The sequence below is a fragment of the Prevotella sp. PTAC genome (genome assembly GCF_013166535.1).
In the GTDB taxonomy this organism is placed as follows: domain Bacteria; phylum Bacteroidota; class Bacteroidia; order Bacteroidales; family Bacteroidaceae; genus Prevotella.
On record NZ_JABKKK010000002.1, the window covers coordinates 12,855 to 36,816 of the forward strand.

15 protein-coding genes and 1 tRNA gene are annotated in these 23,962 nt (G+C 43.3%); 6 read left to right on the forward strand and 10 right to left on the reverse strand.

Going from position 1 to position 23,962, the window contains the following annotated elements; genetic code table 11:
- Positions 1 to 21 precede the first annotated feature (21 nt).
- Entirely contained in the window at positions 22 to 186 is a 165-nt protein-coding gene (locus tag HPS53_RS01905) for a hypothetical protein (protein WP_172204017.1), read from the forward strand.
- Positions 187 to 331: 145 nt separating this feature from the next.
- Here the strand turns inward: HPS53_RS01905 and HPS53_RS01910 are convergent, their stop codons facing one another.
- Both HPS53_RS01910 and HPS53_RS01915 read right to left on the reverse strand, forming a co-directional pair.
- On the reverse strand, positions 332 to 637 hold the full coding sequence (locus tag HPS53_RS01910; protein WP_172204019.1) for a helix-turn-helix domain-containing protein: 306 nt from the start codon (positions 635 to 637) through the stop codon (positions 332 to 334).
- Positions 638 to 683: 46 nt separating this feature from the next.
- Complete coding sequence (locus HPS53_RS01915; RefSeq protein WP_172204021.1) at positions 684 to 980, reverse strand: DNA-binding protein; 297 nt, start codon at positions 978 to 980, stop codon at positions 684 to 686.
- A 421-nt stretch (positions 981 to 1,401) separates the two neighbouring features.
- Between HPS53_RS01915 and HPS53_RS01920 the strand changes: the two genes are divergently transcribed.
- From HPS53_RS01920 to HPS53_RS01940, 5 genes are all read left to right on the forward strand, one after another.
- Positions 1,402 to 1,872 (forward strand): DUF3408 domain-containing protein, encoded by a 471-nt coding sequence (locus HPS53_RS01920; RefSeq protein ID WP_172204214.1) that lies wholly within the window; start codon positions 1,402 to 1,404, stop codon positions 1,870 to 1,872.
- Positions 1,873 to 2,338: 466 nt separating this feature from the next.
- Entirely contained in the window at positions 2,339 to 2,764 is a 426-nt protein-coding gene (gene mobA / locus HPS53_RS01925) for a conjugal transfer protein MobA (RefSeq protein ID WP_172204023.1), read from the forward strand.
- Positions 2,765 to 2,768: 4 nt separating this feature from the next.
- Complete coding sequence (locus tag HPS53_RS01930; protein ID WP_025833451.1) at positions 2,769 to 3,971, forward strand: site-specific integrase; 1,203 nt, start codon at positions 2,769 to 2,771, stop codon at positions 3,969 to 3,971.
- Positions 3,972 to 4,191: 220 nt separating this feature from the next.
- The gene (locus HPS53_RS01935) at positions 4,192 to 5,208 is read left to right on the forward strand and encodes a hypothetical protein (RefSeq protein ID WP_025833453.1); all 1,017 of its coding nucleotides are present in this window, start codon (positions 4,192 to 4,194) and stop codon (positions 5,206 to 5,208) included.
- A gap of 6 nt (positions 5,209 to 5,214) precedes the next feature.
- Positions 5,215 to 9,237 (forward strand): Eco57I restriction-modification methylase domain-containing protein, encoded by a 4,023-nt coding sequence (locus HPS53_RS01940; RefSeq protein ID WP_172204025.1) that lies wholly within the window; start codon positions 5,215 to 5,217, stop codon positions 9,235 to 9,237.
- Between the two features lie 67 nt (positions 9,238 to 9,304).
- Here HPS53_RS01940 and HPS53_RS01945 read toward each other — a convergent pair whose 3' ends face one another.
- The 8 genes from HPS53_RS01945 to HPS53_RS01980 form a co-directional block, all read right to left on the reverse strand.
- Positions 9,305 to 10,759: a hypothetical protein gene (locus HPS53_RS01945; RefSeq protein ID WP_152635314.1), complete on the reverse strand. Its 1,455-nt coding sequence runs from the start codon at positions 10,757 to 10,759 to the stop codon at positions 9,305 to 9,307.
- Positions 10,731 to 12,386 carry a DUF262 domain-containing protein gene (locus HPS53_RS01950; protein WP_152635313.1) on the reverse strand — a complete coding sequence of 552 codons (1,656 nt, stop codon included), beginning with the start codon at positions 12,384 to 12,386 and terminating at the stop codon, positions 10,731 to 10,733. The genes HPS53_RS01945 and HPS53_RS01950 overlap by 29 nt, the downstream gene beginning before the upstream one ends.
- A gap of 280 nt (positions 12,387 to 12,666) precedes the next feature.
- Complete coding sequence (locus HPS53_RS01955) at positions 12,667 to 13,764, reverse strand: site-specific integrase (RefSeq protein ID WP_172204027.1); 1,098 nt, start codon at positions 13,762 to 13,764, stop codon at positions 12,667 to 12,669.
- Between the two features lie 358 nt (positions 13,765 to 14,122).
- Positions 14,123 to 14,207: transfer RNA gene (locus tag HPS53_RS01960), tRNA-Ser, on the reverse strand.
- Between the two features lie 634 nt (positions 14,208 to 14,841).
- Positions 14,842 to 14,931 carry a cysteine peptidase family C39 domain-containing protein gene (locus tag HPS53_RS12750; RefSeq protein ID WP_104370137.1) on the reverse strand — a complete coding sequence of 30 codons (90 nt, stop codon included), beginning with the start codon at positions 14,929 to 14,931 and terminating at the stop codon, positions 14,842 to 14,844.
- A gap of 13 nt (positions 14,932 to 14,944) precedes the next feature.
- Positions 14,945 to 17,221 carry an outer membrane beta-barrel family protein gene (locus HPS53_RS01970; protein WP_172204029.1) on the reverse strand — a complete coding sequence of 759 codons (2,277 nt, stop codon included), beginning with the start codon at positions 17,219 to 17,221 and terminating at the stop codon, positions 14,945 to 14,947.
- Positions 17,222 to 17,769: 548 nt separating this feature from the next.
- Positions 17,770 to 17,949 carry a hypothetical protein gene (locus HPS53_RS01975; protein WP_172204031.1) on the reverse strand — a complete coding sequence of 60 codons (180 nt, stop codon included), beginning with the start codon at positions 17,947 to 17,949 and terminating at the stop codon, positions 17,770 to 17,772.
- 11 nt (positions 17,950 to 17,960) lie between these two features.
- A complete protein-coding gene (locus HPS53_RS01980; protein ID WP_172204033.1) occupies positions 17,961 to 23,750 on the reverse strand; it encodes a C10 family peptidase in 5,790 nt (1,929 codons plus the stop codon).
- Positions 23,751 to 23,962 lie beyond the last annotated feature (212 nt).

Here is a 23,962-nt window from a genome sequence, read left to right on the forward strand (position 1 = left end):
CCCGTCAGACACTCGTTTCCGATGCTCGGATGCAAAGGTAGCGCATGGTTTGATGGCAGAGGCAAGGTCAAGCGGCAGAGCCGTTTCGAGCAAAATCTTCCTCCTACGGAGCGTATTCTGCCCGAAAACCTTGCCCCTGCCAACCATACGCTCGTAAGGCATCCGGCAACGGAAACAAGCGACTGACGGGAAATCAAAAGAAAGGAACGGCTTACAGACGAAGCGGAATTCTGATGCTTCATCCGTAAGCTGTTCCTTTTTCTTTTTGCTGCCATGTCCATTGCTGCCGCGACCTATTGGGCAGACGGCAAACTGCGCTCCTTCAAGAAAATCAGATGGCGGTCTGTCGGTAGGCGGAGCGGTAGCCGTCAAGCAGCATCTTCTCTATGTCCGACTCGCGATAGAGTATCTTTCCGCCCAATTGGATATAGGCAATCCGTCGCTCGTTGCGGTAGTCCTGAAGTGTCCGGCGGCTCACCTTCAATCGTGCCGAGACTTCCTTGTCGGTGAAGAAACGCTCACCGCCCAGTGTCGGGCGATAGTCGGCAGTCATACGCTCGTAATTGTCCAGCAGTCGGTCAAGACTGCCCATGAAGTGGAGAATCCACTCGTTGTCTTTGGTCATCAGTTCATTCATGTTACATTGGATTTAGTGGGTATTGTTGTTATACTTTATTTATTGTTTATATTGTTCTTCCTTTGAAGCGAGCATCCTTCCGCCTGTCCTCCACATGGGCAACGATGCGCTTCACGTCTTCGGGACGGTAATACGTCTTGTGGTTGATTTGCGAGAAGGCGAGTGTTCCGTTGTCCCGCAGCGTCTGCAAGGTGCGTGGACTGATGTTCACCTGATTGTCCATCCACTCACTCATCGTCTTTTCGCCGTGCCGATGGCAGATGGCATCCATGCGGCGGACGAACCGGTCGAACTTGACGACCATCGTCTCAAAAGTTCTTTTCTCGATTGATACTATTTCCATAATTCTTTCCTTTTGTGTTTCTTTTGTCGCAAAGGAATGGATAATCCGTCATCCGACAATGCTTTTTTCATAACTGGCAGCCTTTGGCATCGGTATGGTATAGCTTGGCCAGGATAAGCCTTATAGGTAGGCTTTCTGTTTCATCTAAACTTCCACGTTTAAGATGGTAGCCCAATCTCAATAAGACCTTAATTCAAGTTCGCCCGTAAATGAGACTTTGATTTTTCTACTCCTTGTGTCCAGCAAATCGGTGAAGTCTGCACCATTGTTCCTATTGTCCCAAAGCAAAGTTACACAAAATTGCCTAAGAGAATCCAAGTGTTTGACTGACTGTACTAAAGCGCCTTACTTTGCTCCCGATAATCGGTCAAGGTGAATACCAAGACCATAGTTAATAACTTAAATAATTTGTTTTATGGCAATGACAAGAGAACCAAACATCAGTGAGCAGCAGGCTCGTGAAATCGTGGACAGAATGGGGCGCAGAGAATCCCGCAGTGAGAAGTCTATGGACGACTTCTGCAGGAATCTCGGTCTGGATCCGGAAGAACTGGCACAGCCCGGAGGAACAGCTGTAAAGGAATCAGAAACCAGCGTTGCGGAAAAGTCGTCAGAAAGTATCACATCGGAAGAGCTGACCACGCCGCAGAAGCGTGTCAGCAGCAAGCAGCGCAAGTTGTCGCTGGAAGAGTACCGCACAACCTATCTCCAAGTTCCGAAGATTATCAACCGGAAGCCCGTGTTTGTCAGCGAGAAGGTACGCGATGAGTTGGACGAGATTGTACGCCGTCTCGGAGGACGTGGCATGAGTGCCTCGGGACTTATCGAGAACCTCACTCGTCTACATCTTGAAACCTATCGGGAAGACATAGAGCAGTGGCGTAAGCTCTAAGAAACTGTTTAAAATTAATTCGAAATTTTTTATATAGTGAATCTTGTGGCTTCCTTGAGGTCTTTTATGGATGTTTTCACCGAGTCTCATCGGTCACATAGCTCGCTATGCTCCCTCTTCGACTCGTAAAAACACCTCATAAAATCCTCTCAATGAACCTCACAATTAAATTTAAACAGTTTCTAAGAGAAAATCGGTCTAACCGATTAAGTCAGTGGCTACACTTCATCGGTTAGACCGATACACAAAATGAGTCATTATACTCACAAACCAATCCGACAAGCGGAGGATTTTCGTGTCTTCAAAGACACAGCAAGATATATTTTCAGTTACTCCGGGGCTTCCCGGTAACTGAAAATCCTTGCACCGCCGTGGGCAGAATTATCCTCCGCAGTCGGATAATTTCCAAGTTTTTAATCAGAGATTAGACCAAGAAAGAATCATTAAATTAAAATAAGAAAACAAGATGAAGAAGAACAGCAAGTACGGGAGGAATCCCATGTTGAACCCGAAAACGCACTGCGTGATGGTGCGCTTCGATGATGTGGAATGGAACAAGTTCCTCACGATGTATGAGGAATCACAGTTGTACGCGAAGGCCGTCTTTCTCAAGGCGCACTTCTTCGGGCAGAAGTTCAAGGTGCTGAAGGTGGACAAGGCTATGCTGGAATACTGCACCAAGCTGTCCGACTTTCACGCCCAGTTCCGGGGCATCGGAACGAACTACAACCAAGTTGTGAAGGAACTACGTTGCCACTTCTCGGAGAAGAAGGCGATGGCATTGCTCTACAAGTTGGAGAGGCAGACCATCGACCTCGTGAAACTAAGCCGTGAAATCGTCGAAATTTTGAGGGAGATGTATGCCAAGTGGGTGCAAATAAATCGTGTTTGATTGTATGACCTCAATCAAGGTGAAGTTCAGACCTTCCACAGCCGTGAGCAAGGAAGGGACAATCTATTACCAAATCATCCATAAGCGTGTAATCCGTCAGCTAAAGACGAATTACAGCATCTATGCGGATGAGTGGGACGAAAGAAGTGCTACCTTAATTCTCGCCAACAACGGAAGGAATGTGTATCTTCAATCCATTAAAGAACGGATGAATTGGGATGTCAGGCGATTGGAAAATATCGTCAGTCATTGGGAAAATAAGCAGAAAAGTTACGCCGCTGACGATATTATTTCCGCTTTTCAAAAGTCTGCCAACGAACAAACGCTGCTCAATTTCATGAATGGTATTATTGCACGACTCAAGCAAATGGGAAAGCATCGCACCTCCGAAACCTACTACGCTACGCTTAGAAGTTTTATGCAATTCCGGGAGAGCAAGGATATACTTCTGGATGAAATAGACTCGGACCTAATGCTGATGTATGAGGCATGGCTGCACGGCAAAAGGATAACTAAGAACAGCAGCTCGTTCTATATGCGGATATTGCGGGCTGTCTATAACCGTGCCGTAGAGAAGGAACTGACGAACAATCGCAATCCGTTCAAGCACGTCTATACGGGAGTTGACAAGACCGTCAAACGGGCAATCCAATTAAAGGCAATCAAGAAAATCAAGAACCTTGACTTGTTCTTACACCCATCCTTGGACTTCGCCCGTGATATGTTCCTCTTCTCCTTCTATACCCGTGGCATGTCGTTCATTGACATGGCCCATTTGAAGAAGAAAGACCTGCAAAATGGCATTCTATCTTATCGAAGACGCAAGACCGGGCAACAGCTATTCATCAAATGGGAGAAGTGTATGCAGGAGATTGCGGATAAACACAAAACAGATTATGGTAGCCCTTACTTGCTCCCGATTCTAAAATACCCTTACGACAACCGTAACCAATACAAGAATGCACTTTATCGTACCAACAAGAACTTGAAAGAGATTGCCAAGTTAGCAGGTTTATCCATTCCATTAACACTGTATGTAGCCCGTCATTCGTGGGCAAGCATAGCCAAAAGCAAGAACATCCCCATCTCGGTTATCAGCGAAGGTATGGGACATGATTCGGAAATGACGACACAAATCTATCTGACTTCATTAGACAACTCTGTCGTGGATAAGGCGAACACACAGATATTAAGGGATTTGATGTAAGACGAATGATTGTTTTGCGAAATCAATCTTCTCTCCGTAAGAGACACTAACTATAACGCAAAGGTACACATTTTTATGAGAATTAGGCTGTTTATCAGATGATAAAATACTCTATATCATCGATAAACAGCCATTTTGTTTTGTGAAACGCTATTCAAACTATTGACTATCAGCTTCAACGTGTCTCTTACGGAGAGATACCTCCTTAATCATATAGAAAATGCCCGTTGAAGTTGACATATTGGAGGATTGTATCTTTCGGCTTTCGCCCGATTTGCTGAACACCCTGCTCAAAGACCATACCATGAGCAGGGAGGGTATTCAGCGCAATATCTTTTGGGCCACATCTGATTATGAAAGTCTTGGCGAAGGGTACCAATATGCAGATCCGATTCTTCCACATCTGATTACCGGGGACAACGGTCATGTCATCATGCCCCGTGTGCTTAAAAGCCGGAATACCCAGACAGCACGTTCCCGTGACATGGCGGAAGTCTTCACTCCTTCGTGGATATGCAACGCACAGAACAACTTGATTGATGAAGCGTGGTTCGGAAGAAAGGATGTATTCAATACGGAATACACAGATGAACATGGAGTCCATCGCTGGAAATCCACAGATGACAACATTGTATTCCCCGAAAATAAGACTTGGAAGGACTATGTACGCGACAATCGTTTGGAGATAACCTGCGGAGAGGCTCCCTACATCGTCAGCCGCTATGATACCACAACCGGAGAGGCCATTCCCTTAGAGCAACGCATAGGTTTGCTTGACCGCAAACTGCGGGTCGTAGGTGAGAATACGGAAACCTCCGGCGAATGGCTGGAGTGGGCACAGGAAGCCTACAAGAGCACATACGCCTACGAGTGGCAGGGAGACAATTTGCTGATTGCCCGTGAAGCGATGCTCATCACCTTTATCGAATACTACCAGCAGAAGTTTGGAAAACGGCCATTGCTCAAATCCATCAACTACATCGCCTACATCATATCATGGAACGTGTGGCAGATGGACGGGCTGAAGGGTGTTGTACCGAACAGTTGCGGTGAGCGGCGAACACTTGTGTATGAACTGTTCGGAACGAGGGAGGAAGTCAGCCAATGCGAAGGTTGTGCGAAAGATGACATACGCAGGCACAACGGCACCTATTGCCTCATTAAGGACTGGCGGGCAAAGGATCCCGAAACGGGAAAGATGGGAAAACGAATCCGATTTATCGACCTCATAAAATAGTGCAGTATGAAATTCACATCTTCACTAAAACTGAAACTGATATATGTGTTCCGCATCAACGATGCAGCGCACAAAGGCTGCTTAAAGGTGGGCGAGGCCACCTGTGATAATGACAATGTGTTTGGTCTTGCGCCCAACAGTAAGGCACTCAACGAATCCGCCAAGAAGCGCATCAACCAATATACGCAGACGGCAGGTATCGCATACGACCTACTCTATACGGAACTGACGATACACAATAGTAGGAATGGTTTGTGTTCTTTTAATGACAAGGAAGTACATAACGTCCTGGAGCGTTCCGGCATCAGGAAAAAGGTCTTTGATACCGAGAACAAGGCCAATGAGTGGTTCATCACTGACCTTGAAACGGTCAAACGGGCGATAGCAGCGGTAAAGGAAGGTCGGGAATCTTTATCTTCTGCGGAAGTATCACATGCCCAAAGCCCGATTGCGTTCCGTCCTGAACAGCGCGAGGCCATTGAGAAGACCAAAAAGCAGTTCAAGAAAGGCAATCAGATGTTGTGGAATGCCAAGATGCGTTTTGGCAAAACCTTGTCGGCTTTGCAAGTGGTGAAGGACATGGACTTCGGGCGAACGCTCATCCTTACCCATCGCCCGGTAGTGGACAGCGGTTGGTTCGAGGATTTCGGCAAGATATTCTATGACAGTCCCGGCTTTGCGTATGGCTCAAAGAACAATGGTGACAGTCATGCTTCACTTGAAGCGAGAGCAAAACAGGGCAAATGCCAATATGTCTATTTCGCTTCCATGCAGGATTTGCGCGGTTCTGAACTTGTGGGTGGCAACTTCGACAAGAACAATGAAGTGTTTGCCACCGCTTGGGATTGCATCATCGTGGACGAGGCGCACGAAGGGACGCAGACGGAACTGGGCAAGGCTGTAATGCAGGAGTTGACCAAGGATAAGACTAAAATCCTGCGCCTTTCGGGTACACCGTTCAACCTGTTGGATGATTTCAAGGATGAGGAAATCTACACGTGGGACTATGTGATGGAACAACGGGCAAAGGCTTCATGGGACATGACGCATTTTGGCGATCCAAATCCCTACGCCTCACTGCCCAAGATGAACATCTACACCTACGACCTCGGACGCTTGCTCCATGAGTTCGTGGATGAGGATGTGGCCTTTAACTTCCGCGAGTTCTTCCGCGTAAACGACAGCGGCACATTTGTCCACGAAAAGGATGTCCGTGCCTTCCTTAACCTCCTGACCGAAGAGGACAAGGAGAGCTGCTATCCTTTTGCCAATGACGAGTACCGCAACATCTTCCGGCATACGCTGTGGATGTTGCCAGGTGTGAAGGAGGCTCGTGCGATGAGTGCTTTGCTGCAATCACATCCCGTGTTCCAGCATTTCAAAGTGGTGAATGTAGCGGGAGAAGGTGACGAGGATGAAGAGAGCAAGGATGCACTGAAGGCGGTAGAGGAAGCGATAGGCAAAGACCCGGATTCCACACGAACAATCACCTTGTCATGCGGCCGTTTGACAACGGGCGTAAGTGTCAAGGCGTGGACGGGTGTATTTATGCTGTCCGGCTCTTATAATACCGCTGCATCAAGTTATATGCAGACCATCTTCCGTGTGCAGACGCCTGCCACCATCAACGGCCGTGTCAAAGAGCAATGCTATGTGTTTGACTTCGCTCCCGACCGCACATTGAAAGTTATTGCAGAAACGGCAAAGATTTCGGCAAAGGCCGGAAAGACCAGCGGCAACGACCGCAAGATTATGGGCGAGTTCCTGAACTTCTGTCCGATTATCTCCATCGAAGGCTCAAAGATGAAACAGTTCGATGTGCCGCGGATGCTGGAGCAGCTCAAAAAGGTGTATGTGGAGCGGGTAGTCCGTAACGGCTTCGAGGACAAGAGCCTGTATAATGACGAGTTGATGAAGCTAAACGACTTGGAATTGCAGGAGTTTGACGACCTCAAGAAGATTATCGGTCAGACGAAGGCCATGCCCAAGACCAATCAGGTGGACATCAACAATCAGGGACTGACGGACGAACAATACGAGGAATTGGAAGACCTTGAAAAGAAATCCAAGAAGAAGGGCAAGGACAAGCAACCCTTGACGGAGGAAGAAAAGCAACGTCTCGCGGAACTGAAGAAGAAAAAGGAGAACCGCGAGGCCGCCATTTCCATTCTTAGGGGTATCTCCATCCGTATGCCATTGTTGATTTATGGCGCGGAACTACAGGACGAATCACAGGAAATAACGATTGACAATTTCGCTTCGCTCATCGATCCGCAATCGTGGGAGGAATTCATGCCCAAGGGCGTGACCAGGCAGAAGTTCAACAGCATCAAGAAATACTATGATCCGGAAATATTTTGTGCGGCAGGCAAGCGCATTCGTGTCATGGCTCGTGCTGCGGACAAACTGAGCGTGGAGGAACGCATTGAACGTATCACGGATATATTCAGCACGTTCCGCAATCCCGACAAAGAAACGGTGCTTACCCCTTGGCGTGTGGTGAATATGCACCTTGGGGATTGTTTAGGCGGTTATAACTTTTTTGAAAAGGACTATGAAACCACCTTGTCCGACCCTCGTTTCATTGATCATGGCGAGGTGACCGCCAATGTGTTTGCGGAGGACTCCCGTATTCTTGAAATCAACTCCAAGTCCGGCTTGTATCCTCTTTACATGGCGTACAGCATTTACCGCACACGGGTTAAGAACTCTTTGTTTTCGGTGTCGAGCATAGAGGATGAACAGCGCATCTGGGATAAGGTAGTGGCAGAAAACATCTTTGTCATCTGCAAGACTCCGATGGCTAAGAGCATCACCAAACGCACACTTATCGGTTTCCGCAAAGCGAAAGTGAACACCCGATACTTTGAGGACTTAATCAATCAAATCAAAAATAAACCGGAACATTTCATCAAGCAGGTAGAGAAATTTGTTTCCAATAGAACAGGTATAAAGAATATGAAATTCAATGCGATAGTGGGGAATCCACCATATCAAGATTTAAGAGCCTCCGAGAAAACGGTTTCTAATGCAGCTTTCGCTACTGCAATTTATCCTTATTTCTTCGACATAGCAAGAAAAGTAACCACAAGTTATGTCTCTTTGATAATGCCAAGCAGATGGATGACTAAAGTTGGGCAAGGTATATCAAGTGATTGGGTGGACGAACTTCTAAATTCTAACCGATTTGTATCTTTAACTGACTTTCTAACATCATCTTCTTGTTTTACTGGTGTTGAGATAAAAGGAGGTATTTGTTATTTCTTATTTGACAGAGATTTTGAAGGTAAATGTAGGTACAAATTATACGACCAGAATTTAAAAGCACACACATCTTGTACCTATTTGAATGGTTTGGGTGCAGGGATTGTAATACGCGATGCACAGGCAAACAGTATTGTTGCAAAAATTATGGAGATGGAAGGCAATTATTTTAATTCCTCTACTTTCCGTGATATGGTCAGCCCTAAACACTTTTTTGACAATGACAATTTATTGGGTTCTAATTGGACTGGCTTCATATCTCAAGCCGATGATGATCATCCAATTAAACTATATGTTAATAAGAAACTTTCAGATGCTGGTTATGGCTGGATAAAACCATCTGAAGTTCCACGAAATAATCAAGCTATCGCCTTGCATAAAGTTTTTATCCCTAAGGTAGGTGGTTCTGGTACAGATGCAATTGTTTTGGGACGCCCTTTCTATGGGGAACCTATGAGCGTTTGTTCCTACACATACTTAGTTGTTGGATACAATCAAGAATCTATGAGGCTTGATGTTTTTTCTTGTAATGCTATTATTAAGTACATCTATTCTCGTTTCTTTAGATATCTTGTTTCGATAAAAAAGAAAACACAAGACAATGCACGTGATGTATTCCAATTTGTTCCTCTTCAAGATTTTACCTCAGAGAGCGATATTGATTGGACAAAATCTGTTACTGACATAGACCAACAACTTTATACCAAATACCATTTGTCCAATGAAGAAATATCATTCATTGAGTCAATAATAAAACCGATGTAATGTCATCCAATGAAATTACAATATAAGCGACTTATTTTGTAAGGTTTTATTTATCTTGCACTATGTATCAAATAAAATACGGATAACTTGTCGAACTCCTATTTGTTATTTTCTCAAGTTTCTTCATTAGATCTAATGTTATTGTAATTTCTTTTGAAGAAATAGCTGGTAGTGTTCCACATTGATCATGGGACCCTTGATGTAAAATAACTTTTTGATAAGTACGAAGGTGCTGTACCGTCTCAGAAATCCATGGGAACATATTATTGTTATTATATTTTTGAAAAACATTATTAATCCTTGATTTTAATTGCGATGCTGGACAGCAATTCGTTAAAGTGGAAATATTTTTAATTAGGTCAAAATGAGTTAAAATATTATTCCCTTCTACATAACAATATAAGTTGCTATTATTCATACTTATTTTATCAATTAAATCAGAAGTTTCTTCTTGTATTCCAAGAATTAGAATCTTGCCAAACTCATGCAATAAATTCTCAAATTTTTTACGCATAGCATTCACGGCATCTCCATTTGTGGGAAGAATAACTCCACCATGTTTTTTTAACAATTCATCAACCGTATCTTCATTATCCACTGAATATGGTATATGATTCTCATCATACGTATACAACGATGAAAAAATCCAGTTTTCACATACGTTATTACTTGCAGCAAGATGTTTAATCATATTATAGAATCCCACATTGTGTGTCATTACCAATAACTGATAATCATTACCTAATTTAATGATAATGCGGGCTAAAATAATACGATTTGCCAAATCAAGGCTTGACATTATATCATCCAATACAACGAAACGTTTGGTACCATCTTGTGTGGGTGGCAACAAGGTTAAGTAATTGATAAAGATTAAGATCTTGATTAAATTTTGATTTGATTCATTTAGTTTGCTATCAATATTTTCTGTGATAATGCCATCATGTATTCCTTTTATCCCAACGATACTTTCAACAGTTTCAACTCTTACGACCTTAATGTTTTCTCTAAATTCTTCTTTAAGCATAGCATTAACTTCGCTTAAAACCAATTCAATTGCTACTGGTGAAAATAACTCTTCATATGAACTTATACCCTCAAAATGTGTCCTACTTATAATCTGTTTAATATCAATTTTAGAAGAAGGAACAAGTTGGGTTCTGTCCAGTACAGAAATATTGGCATTAGCTAATACTTCTGCGTTAATTGATGAAAATTTAAACCCATCAATTTCTATCTCAAATGATTCTGTAGACTTATCATGTAGATATTCCGTTAGCCAATCTCTTTTAGCTGCTTCTCGTTCTTCATCTACAATATTAGCACCTATCACTTCATTCTCAATAACATTTGCAAAAGAAACTAATCTGATAGCCTCAGAAATAGAAGTCTTGCCACCTCCATTTTCAGCATACAGCAAAAGATTTACTTCTTTTTCACCACCACCTTGGAGACTCTTATATAAACACAAATCTTTTAGAGATTTTATCCCCTTAAAATTTGATATTGTAATTCTTTTCACTTTCAGATTGAGTTAAAAATTTTGTAAGAACAGTTTGCATATCATTCTTTCGATATGTAAAATCATTATATGAATAATATGTTTTACCCTTTAGAATGCCAGAGACAGAAGTTAGACTGGATGAATTATATGCATGGCTTCTTTCTTGCAAAGATTTATAGCTTTTAGAAAAATCAATGATTGAGAAATTAGCCATACTTTCAATCTCCTTATCAATGTTGTCTTTCGGCCAATCAGGATGTGCTATGGTGTCATTTTGACGGACGATGCGTTCTACTCGTACAAGAGAATCGATAGGAAATTTCTTCCAGTTATTTTCAATAAGATAATGATAAAGCATAACTAATCCATTTCTTAGACGACGCCTTTCGTCAAAGAATTCTTCTGTAATTCCACTAGCTTGATATACTAATGGTCTATTATTCATTACCCGAGCATTTATATCAAAGATTTTATACTTTATATCCTGAGATAGGTCATAGGTGTAACATATTTTTATGAGTATTTCTAAAAATCGTACAACCCCCTTTTCTTCCAGTTTATTATTTGATTCCATGATGGAATATATATATACAACCATGGCAGATAAAGGAATGGCACTTGAATGCTCTTGTAAAACCTGATACAAAAGTGCCATCTTTACCGATGAACTCTTTAACGAGTCTATGCTTTCCAAAGTATCACCGATTAAATTTAATTCTGCCATAATACTTTTCCATTCCTTCGTCTTGAATGGAGAAATCTCATTTTTCAAAAAGAAATTTCTTAGATTGGGTTCTGAAGTTGTCTGATTGTTCTTTGCCCGTATGATTCTTAAATAGTATCTAAATACATCATTTACAGGAACACTTAATTCTATACACTTTTGACTAAAGCACTTCCATTGGTCAATGAAAACATTACCTTCTTTCACGCTAGTAGCCATTTCATAAAGTTTTGCCTTTAAGATATCTGCATCAGCTAAGTCTAACCCTCTATTATTAATTGTTTCAAAGATTGTTAGCGCACGGGATGTCGCCTCAGCCATATCTTTACCATCTAAAGCTATCGGCAATAAGTATATTCTGTCAATAAAATATTTCCAAAATTCTGTCTGTTTGGTATTATCCAATCTGTCAAAATATTCTTGCATCCATTTATATATATATACAGCATTTGATTGGATTAGACCGAGTTTAGGTAGCCCTTTTGTTCTTGTTTTAAAATCTTCCTTATCCCAAACTAAGACTTCTTCGATACCAGACTGATCTGCTTCTTCGAAAACTAAAGAATATATTTTGGAAAGAACCTTTTCATCTTCCCAATCTCTTATGGATAGCATTTCATCAAGTCGCGAAACATTTGTAAGAATTGCCAGAACTTTTAAGTACATCCATAATGTCAAAATGCGCTGCTGTCCATCAATAATCTGGGGTTTTGATCTATCATCATTTCCGCGAGCAATTACGATATTACCGACAAAATAGTCTTCATTTGAACTAAATGCCTGTGTGATATCATCAAATAGTTGTTTAACCTCATTTTTAGTCCACCTATAGGGCCGTTGAAAAGAAGGGACGATATATCTGTCATCGTTTATGAATAACGATCTTAAATTTTTTTGTTCTGCAGACAATGATAGTGCCATTCTAAGCTATGGTTTAAAACCAATTCTTTTGAATTAGTTGGTTAATAATCTTTCCCTGCAAAGTTAGTGCTTTTATTTCGTATTATGGATGTTCCTGCACATATTTGAACAAATAGAAGACCTAAAAAAACGTTTTTGCTCATAGTACATAGAATTTCAAAGATATAGATTGTCCGATTTTCGGGAAATGTGTATCTTTGCAATCAGAAAAAGCGTTCTTTTGATATAGTGCAAAACAAGGCAGAATACAGAACCTCGCTCGTTTCTAAATCGTTACCCATCAAGAAGGAAATATCTGCAAACTAATCATTTTCAAACGTAAAGACAAACTATAACGTCTCGCAAGGTGGAACGTGATGTTCTTCTCAATGCCGCATACAACGGCTATTTCCTTCAGATAGGCATTCATCTTCTGGTTGCTCAACACGGGGAACAGAAGACCGTCCTTAGCCTGCCCCTCGTATTTCTTGATCAGTTCCTGTGGGATTGCGAGTAAGGGCACATTCACCGGGGTACCCGTCTTGTGCCTGTGAGTCATTATCCATTGATTGCCGTCAAAGGAAGTTTGGATATGTTCTTTCTTCAACTCTTTTATGTCTATATACGCCAATCCGGTGTAGCATGAGAAGATGAATATGTCGCGCACCTGCTCCAGCCGCTTTGTCGGAAACTCTTTCTCAGCAATAGTGGCAATCTCTTTTTCGGTGAGATAGCCTCTATCTACTCTCTTGATGCGGATTCTGTAGTTGGCAAACGGATCAGCAATAATCCAACCGTTGTTTTTGGCTTTTATGATAATCGCCTTGAATGTTTGGATGAACTTGGCTGTGGTATTCTCATTACATCCGCTTACTGTACGCAGATATGTCTCCAAGTCCACAATGAATTTGTGGTTAACATCGCGCAGTGGCATATCCGTAAGATGATACTTGAACTTGATGAATTCCTTTACTCTGCGTAATGCGCGGTCATATTTCTGGACGGTTGCAGGGGTCTTGCTTATTCCTATAAGGGCACGACATTCCTCTATGTGTTCCGTAAATAACCCTATGAGCGTCTGGTTTTCCGGAACAATCCCCATAAAGGCATTACGGAGTTTCTCGGCTGTGACAGTTTCATATCTTGACATATCGAAGTACATCTGACGAATTGATGACTCCATATCAGACATAAGTCCATTCAATTCAGTGGCAACTTTTGATTTGCCGCTGACCTTGCCTTGCTTGGTGTCCCACAGTTTGGGATTGACATTCAGTTTAGAACTGAAATTAGTGTTCTCTCCGTTGATGGTGATTCTTGTCATGATGCAGCACGTTCCGTCTGCATAGACATGGTTTCTTCGCAGGAAGAAACGGATTTTGAGGGTGCTTTTACTCATACGTCTTTTTGATTTGTTTGGGATTTTTTGTGGCGATCCCCAACAGGAATGAGCAAAAAGGCGTTAAGGATATTTAACTATCCCGATATTTGTCTCCGTAGGCTCATATCCAATTGGTAATCGAACGCAAAGTTAATTGATTACTCTGAGGTATGAGTAGACAAATCATTGCCAAATGACGACAAATCAGTTTGTTATACTGAAAAACCTAACAATTTGAGGTTTGCCGATTTTTCTGTTAGGTTTTTGTTAGGCAACTCTGTCTAACAATGGCCTAACAGTGTCAAATCTTGGCATTGCATCCAAAAGAAAATCCCCTGTAAATCAAGGATTTACAGGGGATTGGGATTGTTCCAAGCGGAGAGAGAGGGATTCGAACCCCCGGTACCTCTCGGTACGGTAGTTTTCAAGACTACTGTAATCGACCACTCTACCATCTCTCCTTGCCTGAGAGACATGCGATGATGTCTTAAAAGCGAGTGCAAAGGTAATATTTTTTATTTAAACTTGCAAATTTTTCAAGCGTTTTTTATTCTATAGTTTCTATTTCTTTCATATGTGTAGATTCAAACAGAAAATGTAGAGTCCGACAGCAAATACAAAGTTAGGCAAATTTACATTTGCTATCGGGACTATAAAGACTCATACCTATTCCTCCTACGCTGCGACTTTTTCTCCAATACCGCTTGATTCCAAGGTAAATTTCGTACCTTTTCTCCGAGGTTAGTTAATTTGACATGTGCAATACAAAGTTAATTAATATTGGGGAGATTTCGGTCTCCCTTTCTTTTTTATATTGCTGTCTAACGCTCCTAGGGAGGGGACTTTGCATCCCAACCGCTTAGGACGAAACTTGTTTTTCATAGATTTAGGGCTAAGCCATCACAAAAAGCATTGCGTTTCTATTTGGGAGCTTCAGACCTTCCCCATATTTGCAGTTTCTGTCGCTTCCAAATCAAAGTGCAAAATTTTGTATTGAAGTTGAATTTAATCCCAGTTGAGCCGCAGTCTTGATTAAGCTTAATAATGAAACACCTTCACTTGTGAGAACACACAGGTTTGATAGTCTGCGTTAATCTATATCATCCCATAATGTTTACAAATCATTTGTAAACATGCTACACCACAGGACATACTGTCACGTTGTCTGCAAAATTTAAACCCCATAATCCCTTACAATTTACAATCGTTGCTTTTCATCACTGGAAGAACCACCTTTATATTTGCTTTTTGTCGCGTTGAAATTATACTGTATAGTCAATTGCACATAACGTGAATCGCTGTTTTTGTCATAGTCAAACACAATATGACTGTGATTTATGCTCCATTGAATCTTATCTGTTTTAAAGATATCATTTACCATTAGAGAAACGGACATCCTCTTGTCGAACAACATCTTGGCTATATTGACATTCGTTTGTAAGGACGACTTGAGCAGATAGATGCCAGAGTTCCCCTCCGACTGCCAACCTACACCGGCTGTAAGAAACCATTGATGGGGAAATGATAACGAATTGTTCAAGCGAATCTTGAAAATGGGCTTGTCATACGTCTTATCCGACAAACTGAAATCTTGCCATTGCCCACCCAATTCGAAGTTTGGCCGCCAAATGCCTATAGTCGGAGTGTAGCTGAAAGCAATAAAACGGCTCTTCACGTCTTTCATATTGTCGGGTCTCATCAAAGCAACCGGGTTTCCATCATACAGTTCCACCACCTGGGTCATATAGTCCTCATAGAGGGTATAACCCAACATGGCCTTGATATCCTTATAGCCCAAAATGCAGGTAAAATCATTTTGCATTTGCGGCAGGAGCATGGGGTTGCCGCTTTCATACACATAAGGGGAACTGTATTGTATATTGCTTCTCAATGCACTATAAGAAGGATATTTGATTTTTCGTTCGTAACTTAATGTAGCTTGCATGTTCCCCTTTGAATAGTTCACAAAAAGGTTTGGGAACAACTTATGATATTTCTTTGATTGCTCCTTGTTCCATGCCTTGTTCTTGTAATAGTCGAAATCGATATCCTCATAACGCATTCCGGCTCCGAATCCCCAATTGCCGACCTGGGATTTGGCTGAAACAAACAATGCCCAACGATTCTGTTTGGTAACATCCTCGGAATTATTGATGCCAAGCGCAGTGTTGTCGATGGCATAAGTCTGAGTCATGTCTGTGTATGAATATTCCGCCCCTCCTTCCAGGTTCACATACTTGTTAGCGTAAGTCAGAATACCTTTCGACGCATAATAACCGTACCGGCGGGTACTGACCGTATTGACATCCCCAGATGCGTCATTTGGGAACCACGAATGCATATTGTCCCTTTCATTCCCTTTCACCCAATCAAGATTGAAATCCAAAGAAAGATTACCTCCTAAGGTACCGCTGAAATACGCATTGACATTGTGTGTATGGTCTGGCCTATCGGATGATGCCCGCTGTTGCTTAACCTCCATTTCATTATTCACGGTATGGCTGATATTGTTGAGCATATCGTTTTTCCAAGTCGAATGATTGTATACATATTGCACACCTGCGGAAATATTCTCGTTCGGATTGTAGTTTATGCCACCAACTGTTGCCAATCGTTCGGATTTCACATTTTCCTCTTCTTGGTAACCCACCCCATGCACCGCATCCGCTACACTCAATTGCTGATTGGCTTTCATGTCGATTTGCCGGCGCCTTTGTATCAGATAAGCAGAGCCAAATATATCCCAAACTTTGTGTCGGTAGTTAAGTGATACAAATTCTTCCGCAGACCAACGTTCGGAACGTTTTGAACCCGCATGCAAGATTCCACTCAAACCTTCTCCTTGCGCTTTTTCTGTAATTATTTGGATAACGGCACCGACAGTAGCATCATATTTTGCACCCGGCATTGTATTTACTTTTATGTTTTTTATCTCGGACGGCATCAACCGGTCCAATTCTTTCAGGTCTTGCACCAGCCTGTTATTAATATAAATGGCAGGAGAACCTTTTCCAAAGACCGTGAAAATACCATTCTGGCTACTGACAAATGGCAACTGTGCAATAACATCGGCAGTCTTGGGAAATGTCTCCAATATAGTTCCTTTCACATTGGCAATCATTTCACCGTTTTTTTGCTCATAAAGTTTCCTCCGGGCAACCACAATAACTTCATTCAACATTATGGATTCCAATGTGACACGAAGAGGAGACGTTCCTAATTCCACCAATTTTGTCTTGTAACCGACAAACGAAATGCGCAGATACATTCCCCCTGTGCATTCCGTTGCGAAACAAAAGTTCCCATTCTCATCGCTCGTACAACCAGTTATAATCGTGCTGTCCGACGATTGACACAGGGTTACATTGGCAAATGCGATACTTTGTCCATCACTATCCACCACCGTACCTGTAATGGATTGTGCCCAACTGAAAAAAGGTGTGAGCATAAGAATAGAAACCAAATACTTTTTCATTAAATTAATAGTTAATGACGCTTAAACTGTCAAGTGCAAAATTAGCAATATATTTGTAGAATGCGTTCTTTGGATTTGAAAAACTGGGGTTTTACGATACCGGAGGTTCATTTTTTCCGTTAGATACTTTATGTATTTGTAGAAAAATCATTGGAATTAGACTTCTTGGGTCTGTACTGCCTGATAAGCTTTTTTACATTCACGATGCCCCTTCCGCCATGAACTGTAAGCATGTAAGCTTATGCGAAGTAAACGACTATGTCCTCCATGCCTCTGACGTGTATCACGGCAGTTATATTTATGTACTGACGGGTAGGATACTTGCAGCCGTTGTCAGTCGTGGTGACCTTCAGACATTTACGACAGGCATAAAATTGCATACGACAGTTTGTGACAATGGAATACTCTTAAACCAGATTGGCATGGTGAGATAACAAATTAAAAAGAGCGATTGCATCTATCATACAACCGCTCTTTATGCTTTACTTATATTTTCTTCGGTAAATTGGTCTAACGACTATATTTTGCCGTCAAACAACTACCGACCTTTATTCATCGTCATCATCCCAAATACTGAATCCATGGTCTTTTGAGTTAAACTCGCTTCCAGGCAACGTTGTATCACTGTCTACTTCGACTTCAAATATCGATTCGGCCAAGATACTGCTCTCCGCAAGCATTTCGATCACGATGATCTCAGGATGGACATATTTCTTTTTAATTGTCATAAGTTTCAATGTTATTTGATTATCACTTTCTTTCCATTCACAATATTAATACCTTTACGCAAGACAGACATACGCTGTCCATTAATATTGTATACAGCATTACCCGATAAAACAGAATTCTCTATCGCGTCTATACCTGTTGTATCGTCACCGAGCACTATCCTTATAGATTTCACCTCGCTATCCGCAAGTCTGAGATAAGCTGTGTGCGCAGCTATTTCCGTTCCACTCTCAACTTTAGCAAACACAGCATCGTCTTTCTTCAATCCATAGATATTTCCGTCTGAAACAAATCCTGAGGGAGCGGCAGTCAATACAGTCTGTATCGCCGTACCTTCTTCCGCAGCCACCGAGAAACCTGCCTCACCGGCCCCGCCGATGATTACACCGGTATTTGCCGGAATAATCTTTGCTTCTGTCGGTCTGATGACAATCTTGCCTTCCGAAAGTTCCGATGAATAAACCGTAACACCTTGTGGTACGCTAACGGCACGATCGGCACTGAACGTGGCAAATCCCGACTCATTAAATACGGTCTTTGCGTATCCCGGACAGAGATTGTATTCGCCGCCTGCTGCCATACGGAAATATCCGGCAAACGAACCTACCGTATTTCCAGAAGCCTCATGCAAGGCATTGTCGGATATGCAATACTCTCCGTCCTGCAATGTCACAGGCGAATAGCTGCCGACAAACTCAACATCCTGTCTGCTTTCCACCATCTCAGCCTGAACCGAAGATACCTCACCGGCCTTGAACACATAGCTGTCCTTAATATCAGAAACCCTGATAAGATAAGGTTTGTTGGCCTCTATAGCCTTAGTATCCACATCAAAGAACAAAGTATTTCCGGATAGGGTGTCGAGAGAGGCCACAAGCGTTTTTTCACCGAACACCGACGCTATCTGTTCCTCACTCATGGCGAAAGGCAATGTTATGCCGTTCCATTTGTCGGCAGCAATGAAGTCACGCTCCATTATGATATCATTGCCATCCATCGCAAATTCGTTCGGAGTAGAGAATGCGTATCCAGCGTTCATACGTACATTTCCGGTAGCCACGTATCCGGCCTCACCGCCTTTATTGGCGATAATATTCTCACCTGTTGCCACACCGTCCATGACAAATACCAGACAGTTGGGGTTGGCACCGGCAAATGAAGACTCACTTATACCCGCAACAGCCGGAGCATTGGCACGGCCGGGCGATCTTCTTACATTCACATCAGAACTCCGGGTGTTTATTATCACACTTGTCAGGTTGTCGCATCCGGTGAAAGCACCTTCACCTATTTCCGATACATTGGAAAGCGTCAGCGACTCCAAATTAGAACATCCGGCGAAAGCATTATTACCTATTGCCGTTACCGTTTCCGGTATGTCCACATTCACAAGATTTGTCAAACCGCTCAATGCATTCTCCGGTATGGAAGAGTTTGCAATGCCACTGAGGTCTACATTTTCCAATCCTTCGAAATTTTCACGAATAGCGTTAAATGTCTCGTCGGATATTTCACCCTCCAACTTCACATCCGTGATGTCGGCAACCTCATCGGTAGCGATCACCTTGATGTCTTCATCCGTCAGTGTCGCTCCGTTCACCGGAACTACCGACACATTCACTTCCACATTCTCCTGGATGTTTTCCAATGAGTAAACACCGTTCTCGTCCGCGGGTGTCTCGCTTCTGTTTATCTTCACCTTAACAGTCATCTCACCGTTCTCAGGTTTTGTAACGGTAAACTTCAGGTCATTACCTTCCTTAATATCCGTAAGGCTGTATCCCTCCACAGCGGCTACCGTGATATTCTCCGGAACCGTCACTTTCGCGTCATAGAAATACACTACATCAAAATGAACATCACTGTTGACAGTAACATCCCACATATTATATTCTGCCCAACCATCGCCCGGATGTTGTTTTCCGTTCAAATAGACCTTATACTTCTGGTCAGGCTTGACCGGATTGCCATTGTTGTAATCAGGATGTACTTTCACTTTCATTGAAACAGTCTTTCCCGCCTCAATCTTATCCGTGTTTGTCGTTATGTTATACGGCTCCGCACGTTCAGGTTCATAGATAATCGTATAAGTGGGAACTATTTCATTTATAGTCGAGAATAAGTTCCAATATGACAGAGCTTCATACTTCGACTTACTACCTTGCGGCACTTCCAAAGTTATATTCTTTGACATTCCCGGGTTGGGGAACGGGTCTCCGTTCGAAAGCGGCTTGGGATCGGCAGATAATGAAATAACCTTTTTCAATGACACACAAGTGGTAAAAGCATTCACACCTATATATTCAACATTCTCAGGTATGGTTATTTCCGTCAAATACATGACACGGTAGAATGCGCTTGCCTCTATACGTTTCAACGATTTGGGCAAAATCACTTTCTTGATGGCACAGCGATCCATGACTCCGTTAGGAGCGAAAGCCTGGGCAGGCAGAGTATTTGCCATATTTCCATCGCCGACAATCTCTACATCGGAAAGGTCCAATGCCGTGATAGCGGTGGAATACTTTTTGATAGTCTCAAAATCCTGGGCATTCATTTTGCCGACCAGACGCACATTCTTGTTCACAGGCTTTTCCGGCATCTTCGCTGCCAACTGGCCCGCATATATATTATATGTATGGTACGGAGTCTCATTCTCGTCGTATATTGAAATCGTCACGTCAAGGTCCTCTTTGACGTTATTGATTTTCACTGTAGCAGACTTCTCACCGGCCACATATTCCTTATCGTTCACAGACACATAAACCCTATCGGTAGACAGTTTGGGATTTACGGAGAAAGTCAGGTCACCGCCATGCACCACTTGCGTCGCGGCGTTTGTGATTACGGCTTTCTCTATCTCGCCCGGCATGTTCACCGTATGGTAAATCACCTCATTGCCTATTGCAGGTATCATGGCCTTTACACTTGCGTCCGTTCCATCCACAAGCTTCCATGTCTTCATGTTCGTGGAAGTGGCTATACGCACGAAGTTGCCTTCGACCACGTTAGACTCCTTTACGCAACAGGTGAAAGTAGCCGGCAATATACCGGTATTATCGTATGGATTGGATACCTCAGGAGATATCACCTCCTTTATACGACCGTCCTTATCGGTAAGTACTGCCGCATAAGCAAGGCCGCTCTTGAAAGAGTCGCCCTCAGGAATGTCAAGCGCGTTTACACGTATTGAGAATGTCTTTCCGGGCATCACATTGATCACGTCCGTCACCATGCCCACACCGCCTTTTGCCGATGTTATCTTCCAGGGAGACACTCCCGCATTGGCTGCCGGCTCGGCAAAGTCTATATGGATAAGCGTGTTTGCGTTTATAGTGGCCTCATATACTCCGTTCACGGCCGTCAGCTTGCCCGTATTCGCATATACGGTCATGCGGGAGTCGCTGTAGCGGCCGTCTGTCTCTACAGTAAAGCGATACTTGCCGCCGGGTGCCATCTCGGGCAAAGCTCCGTCAAGGGTTGTCACTTTCACACCTTCCACATCCTGCATTATCACTTTGTATGATGTTGCCGGAGCCGCATCTTCCTCTATGACATCCTTGAAGTCCTTCCAGTTCTCTTTCGCTTTATACAGAGCCGAGCTTCCGGTAGGAACAATGAGCCGCGTCCGCGGAGTACCGACAAATACACACCAGTTGATAAACGCGGGAGTGCGGCGTCTCGATGTAACCTTTGACAGGCCCGCACAGTTCAGGAACACATTATAGTCCCATGTAGACACTGATGCCGGAATCTCCACCTCAGACAGTGCGGTGAGTTCGAAAGCGCTACTGCCAAGACGGGTTATACCTGCCGGCAGTTTTATAGATTTCAGTGTGCCGTAACGGCGGAACGCACGTGCCGGGATTGCATTGGCAGCGTTTGTACCGTTAGCGGTAATGCTCACACCCGACAAATCAAGAGAGTCTACACGCATCTTCTCGCGGATAAAATCAATATCACGCACGTCTATAGTACCGAAAAGAGTAAGGCTTTTCACCGTTCCGCATTCCTCTTCGGTCAACGATTTCTCCAACATTCCGCTCGACACCCACAATGTCTTGCTCCGCTTCACATCCGCGGCATTCTGAACATATATATCAAGTGCCACATCTTCTATCACGTTAGGAAGCGTGTATGTGAAACCGTTTGCCCCGGACACAATGTATCCGTTGGCTTTTACCGTCACCACGTCATCCGCATTATCCGGTACCACACGGAAAGAGTAGCTACGACCCTTTATCACCTTGTCGGCCGCTCCTTCGATAGTCGCCCCTGCCAGTGAGTTGGGCATGGTAACGGTGAAATAAGCGATATTGTTTTCCATCGCGTCTATCGCATTCGTAGTCAGGGAGCCGCCGGTCATCGGTTTCCAGTCATTCTCTCCGGTTGCTTTCGTAACCATGCGGAACATGTCGCCCAAAGAGACCGTTGCCCCTGCCGGCACAGTACAGTTAAAATCACGATAGTATGTCTTGTCTATCTGGAAAGCCGCCAGGCTATAGTTATACTCGGGCGACACCAATGTCTTGAACGCTCCGTTAGAGGCGAACAAGGCTACGGCCATCTTTCCTGAGAAGTTATCATAAGATACATTCTTGAACGCGCCCGCACGCACGGTGAAACTGTCACCGGCACCGACCGACTCTTTATCAGAAGTCATACCTACCTGCTTTTCGTCGCTCGTGAGTTGAACCGACGACCATACAATACTGTTCTCCGCCGGCTTGATGTTATATATGACCGTGGCCTGCTCAGAGAAATTCCAATTGTTACCCGACTGCGTGGTCGGCGTAAGGCTCGAGACAAGGAATATATCATTACCAATACCCCCCCATCCCCAGTTCATACGGAAATAGGGCTGACTGCCACGCATTTCATAGCCGTCACAAACAAAGGCATGGCCTACAGACACATCCTGTCCGCTATACAGAACGGGGCGACCTGCGTCTATCTCTTTCATAATGAGTTCTTCCCATGCCTTTTGTGTCATTTCAGACTTTTTCTTGTACGACACTCCCGCATCGTATCCGAAATATTTAACCAAAGCGGCCGGTACTCTCACCTCGCTGGCGCTACTTCCCGACAAACCGAAATTAGTCTGTATGCTCTGGGCCGCATCGGCAATCAGCCGCGACACGGCATCGGCCTGTGCGGTCGTGTAACCGCTGCGGTAGTTGTCTGTACGCATGTTGGCCCAGTCGTATGTATGATTGAAGTCAACACCGTCCAGACTGCCCTTTCCTGCCTCCGGATAAGTGTAATATTGCATTATCGTTGCCATTGCCACACCAACGCATCCCACAAGCTTACGTCCGGGAATAAGATAGTTGAAAGGCTCTTCCTGGCTCCATTCCGCCGTGTTGCGAGAGAGCACCCTGCGCTTCACCGCACCATATCCGGCAGTGTTGTCTTCCGTTGTTGTTGTTCTGGAAGAGTATGCCTTGATCTGTCTCTCATACGAAGACAAAATCCATTTCATCGCATCCGGCATTCTGTCATAGTCAAACTTACCGCTGTCCGAGAAACCAATCACAGGCACGGTAGCATCGTCTGCCGAGACGATAACAAATCCTTCGTTCTCTCCCTTATTGAATACATAATAATAAGGTGTTGTCACTGTCTCATTATGAGACAATTCATTAGTTGCCACGAGCCCGGGGGCACGTCTTACGCCATTATTCCCCAAAAACCTCAACGCGGTCTCCTTAGCCTGGGAAACACTTATTTTCTTCGCGCTCGAAGGTTGCGAGGAAAACAGTGCCAGTATGGCAAATCCAACAATAAATCTTTTAAACATTTTCCTTAAATTTGATATTTATCCTAAAATCGGGCGCAAAATTAATAAAAAAGAAAAAATAACCATCATACATGGCGGCAGATATTAAAATCTTTTGAACATTTCACGCGTTAAAACGACATAATGAAATACAAATCAAGCAATTTAAAGTTCTTTTAAGAAAAAATCCGTTTATCAGGCATTATTATTACTTTATTACATTTACATAATGT

Bases quoted from the DNA above. Each gene is read 5' to 3' on its own strand.
- HPS53_RS01950 (WP_152635313.1), bottom strand. From the start codon at position 12,386: ATGGCACTATCATTGTCTGCAGAACAAAAAAATTTAAGATCGTTATTC.
- HPS53_RS01930 (WP_025833451.1), top strand. From the start codon at position 2,769: ATGACCTCAATCAAGGTGAAGTTCAGACCTTCCACAGCCGTGAGCAAG.
- HPS53_RS01910 (WP_172204019.1), bottom strand. From the start codon at position 637: ATGAATGAACTGATGACCAAAGACAACGAGTGGATTCTCCACTTCATG.
- HPS53_RS01955 (WP_172204027.1), bottom strand. From the start codon at position 13,764: ATGAGTAAAAGCACCCTCAAAATCCGTTTCTTCCTGCGAAGAAACCAT.
- HPS53_RS01970 (WP_172204029.1), bottom strand. From the start codon at position 17,221: ATGAAAAAGTATTTGGTTTCTATTCTTATGCTCACACCTTTTTTCAGT.
- HPS53_RS01915 (WP_172204021.1), bottom strand. From the start codon at position 980: ATGGAAATAGTATCAATCGAGAAAAGAACTTTTGAGACGATGGTCGTC.
- HPS53_RS01940 (WP_172204025.1), top strand. From the start codon at position 5,215: ATGAAATTCACATCTTCACTAAAACTGAAACTGATATATGTGTTCCGC.
- HPS53_RS01905 (WP_172204017.1), top strand. From the start codon at position 22: ATGCTCGGATGCAAAGGTAGCGCATGGTTTGATGGCAGAGGCAAGGTC.
- HPS53_RS01935 (WP_025833453.1), top strand. From the start codon at position 4,192: ATGCCCGTTGAAGTTGACATATTGGAGGATTGTATCTTTCGGCTTTCG.
- HPS53_RS12750 (WP_104370137.1), bottom strand. From the start codon at position 14,931: ATGGGGTTTAAATTTTGCAGACAACGTGACAGTATGTCCTGTGGTGTA.
- HPS53_RS01920 (WP_172204214.1), top strand. From the start codon at position 1,402: ATGACAAGAGAACCAAACATCAGTGAGCAGCAGGCTCGTGAAATCGTG.
- mobA (WP_172204023.1), top strand. From the start codon at position 2,339: ATGAAGAAGAACAGCAAGTACGGGAGGAATCCCATGTTGAACCCGAAA.
- HPS53_RS01980 (WP_172204033.1), bottom strand. From the start codon at position 23,750: ATGTTTAAAAGATTTATTGTTGGATTTGCCATACTGGCACTGTTTTCC.
- HPS53_RS01975 (WP_172204031.1), bottom strand. From the start codon at position 17,949: ATGACAATTAAAAAGAAATATGTCCATCCTGAGATCATCGTGATCGAA.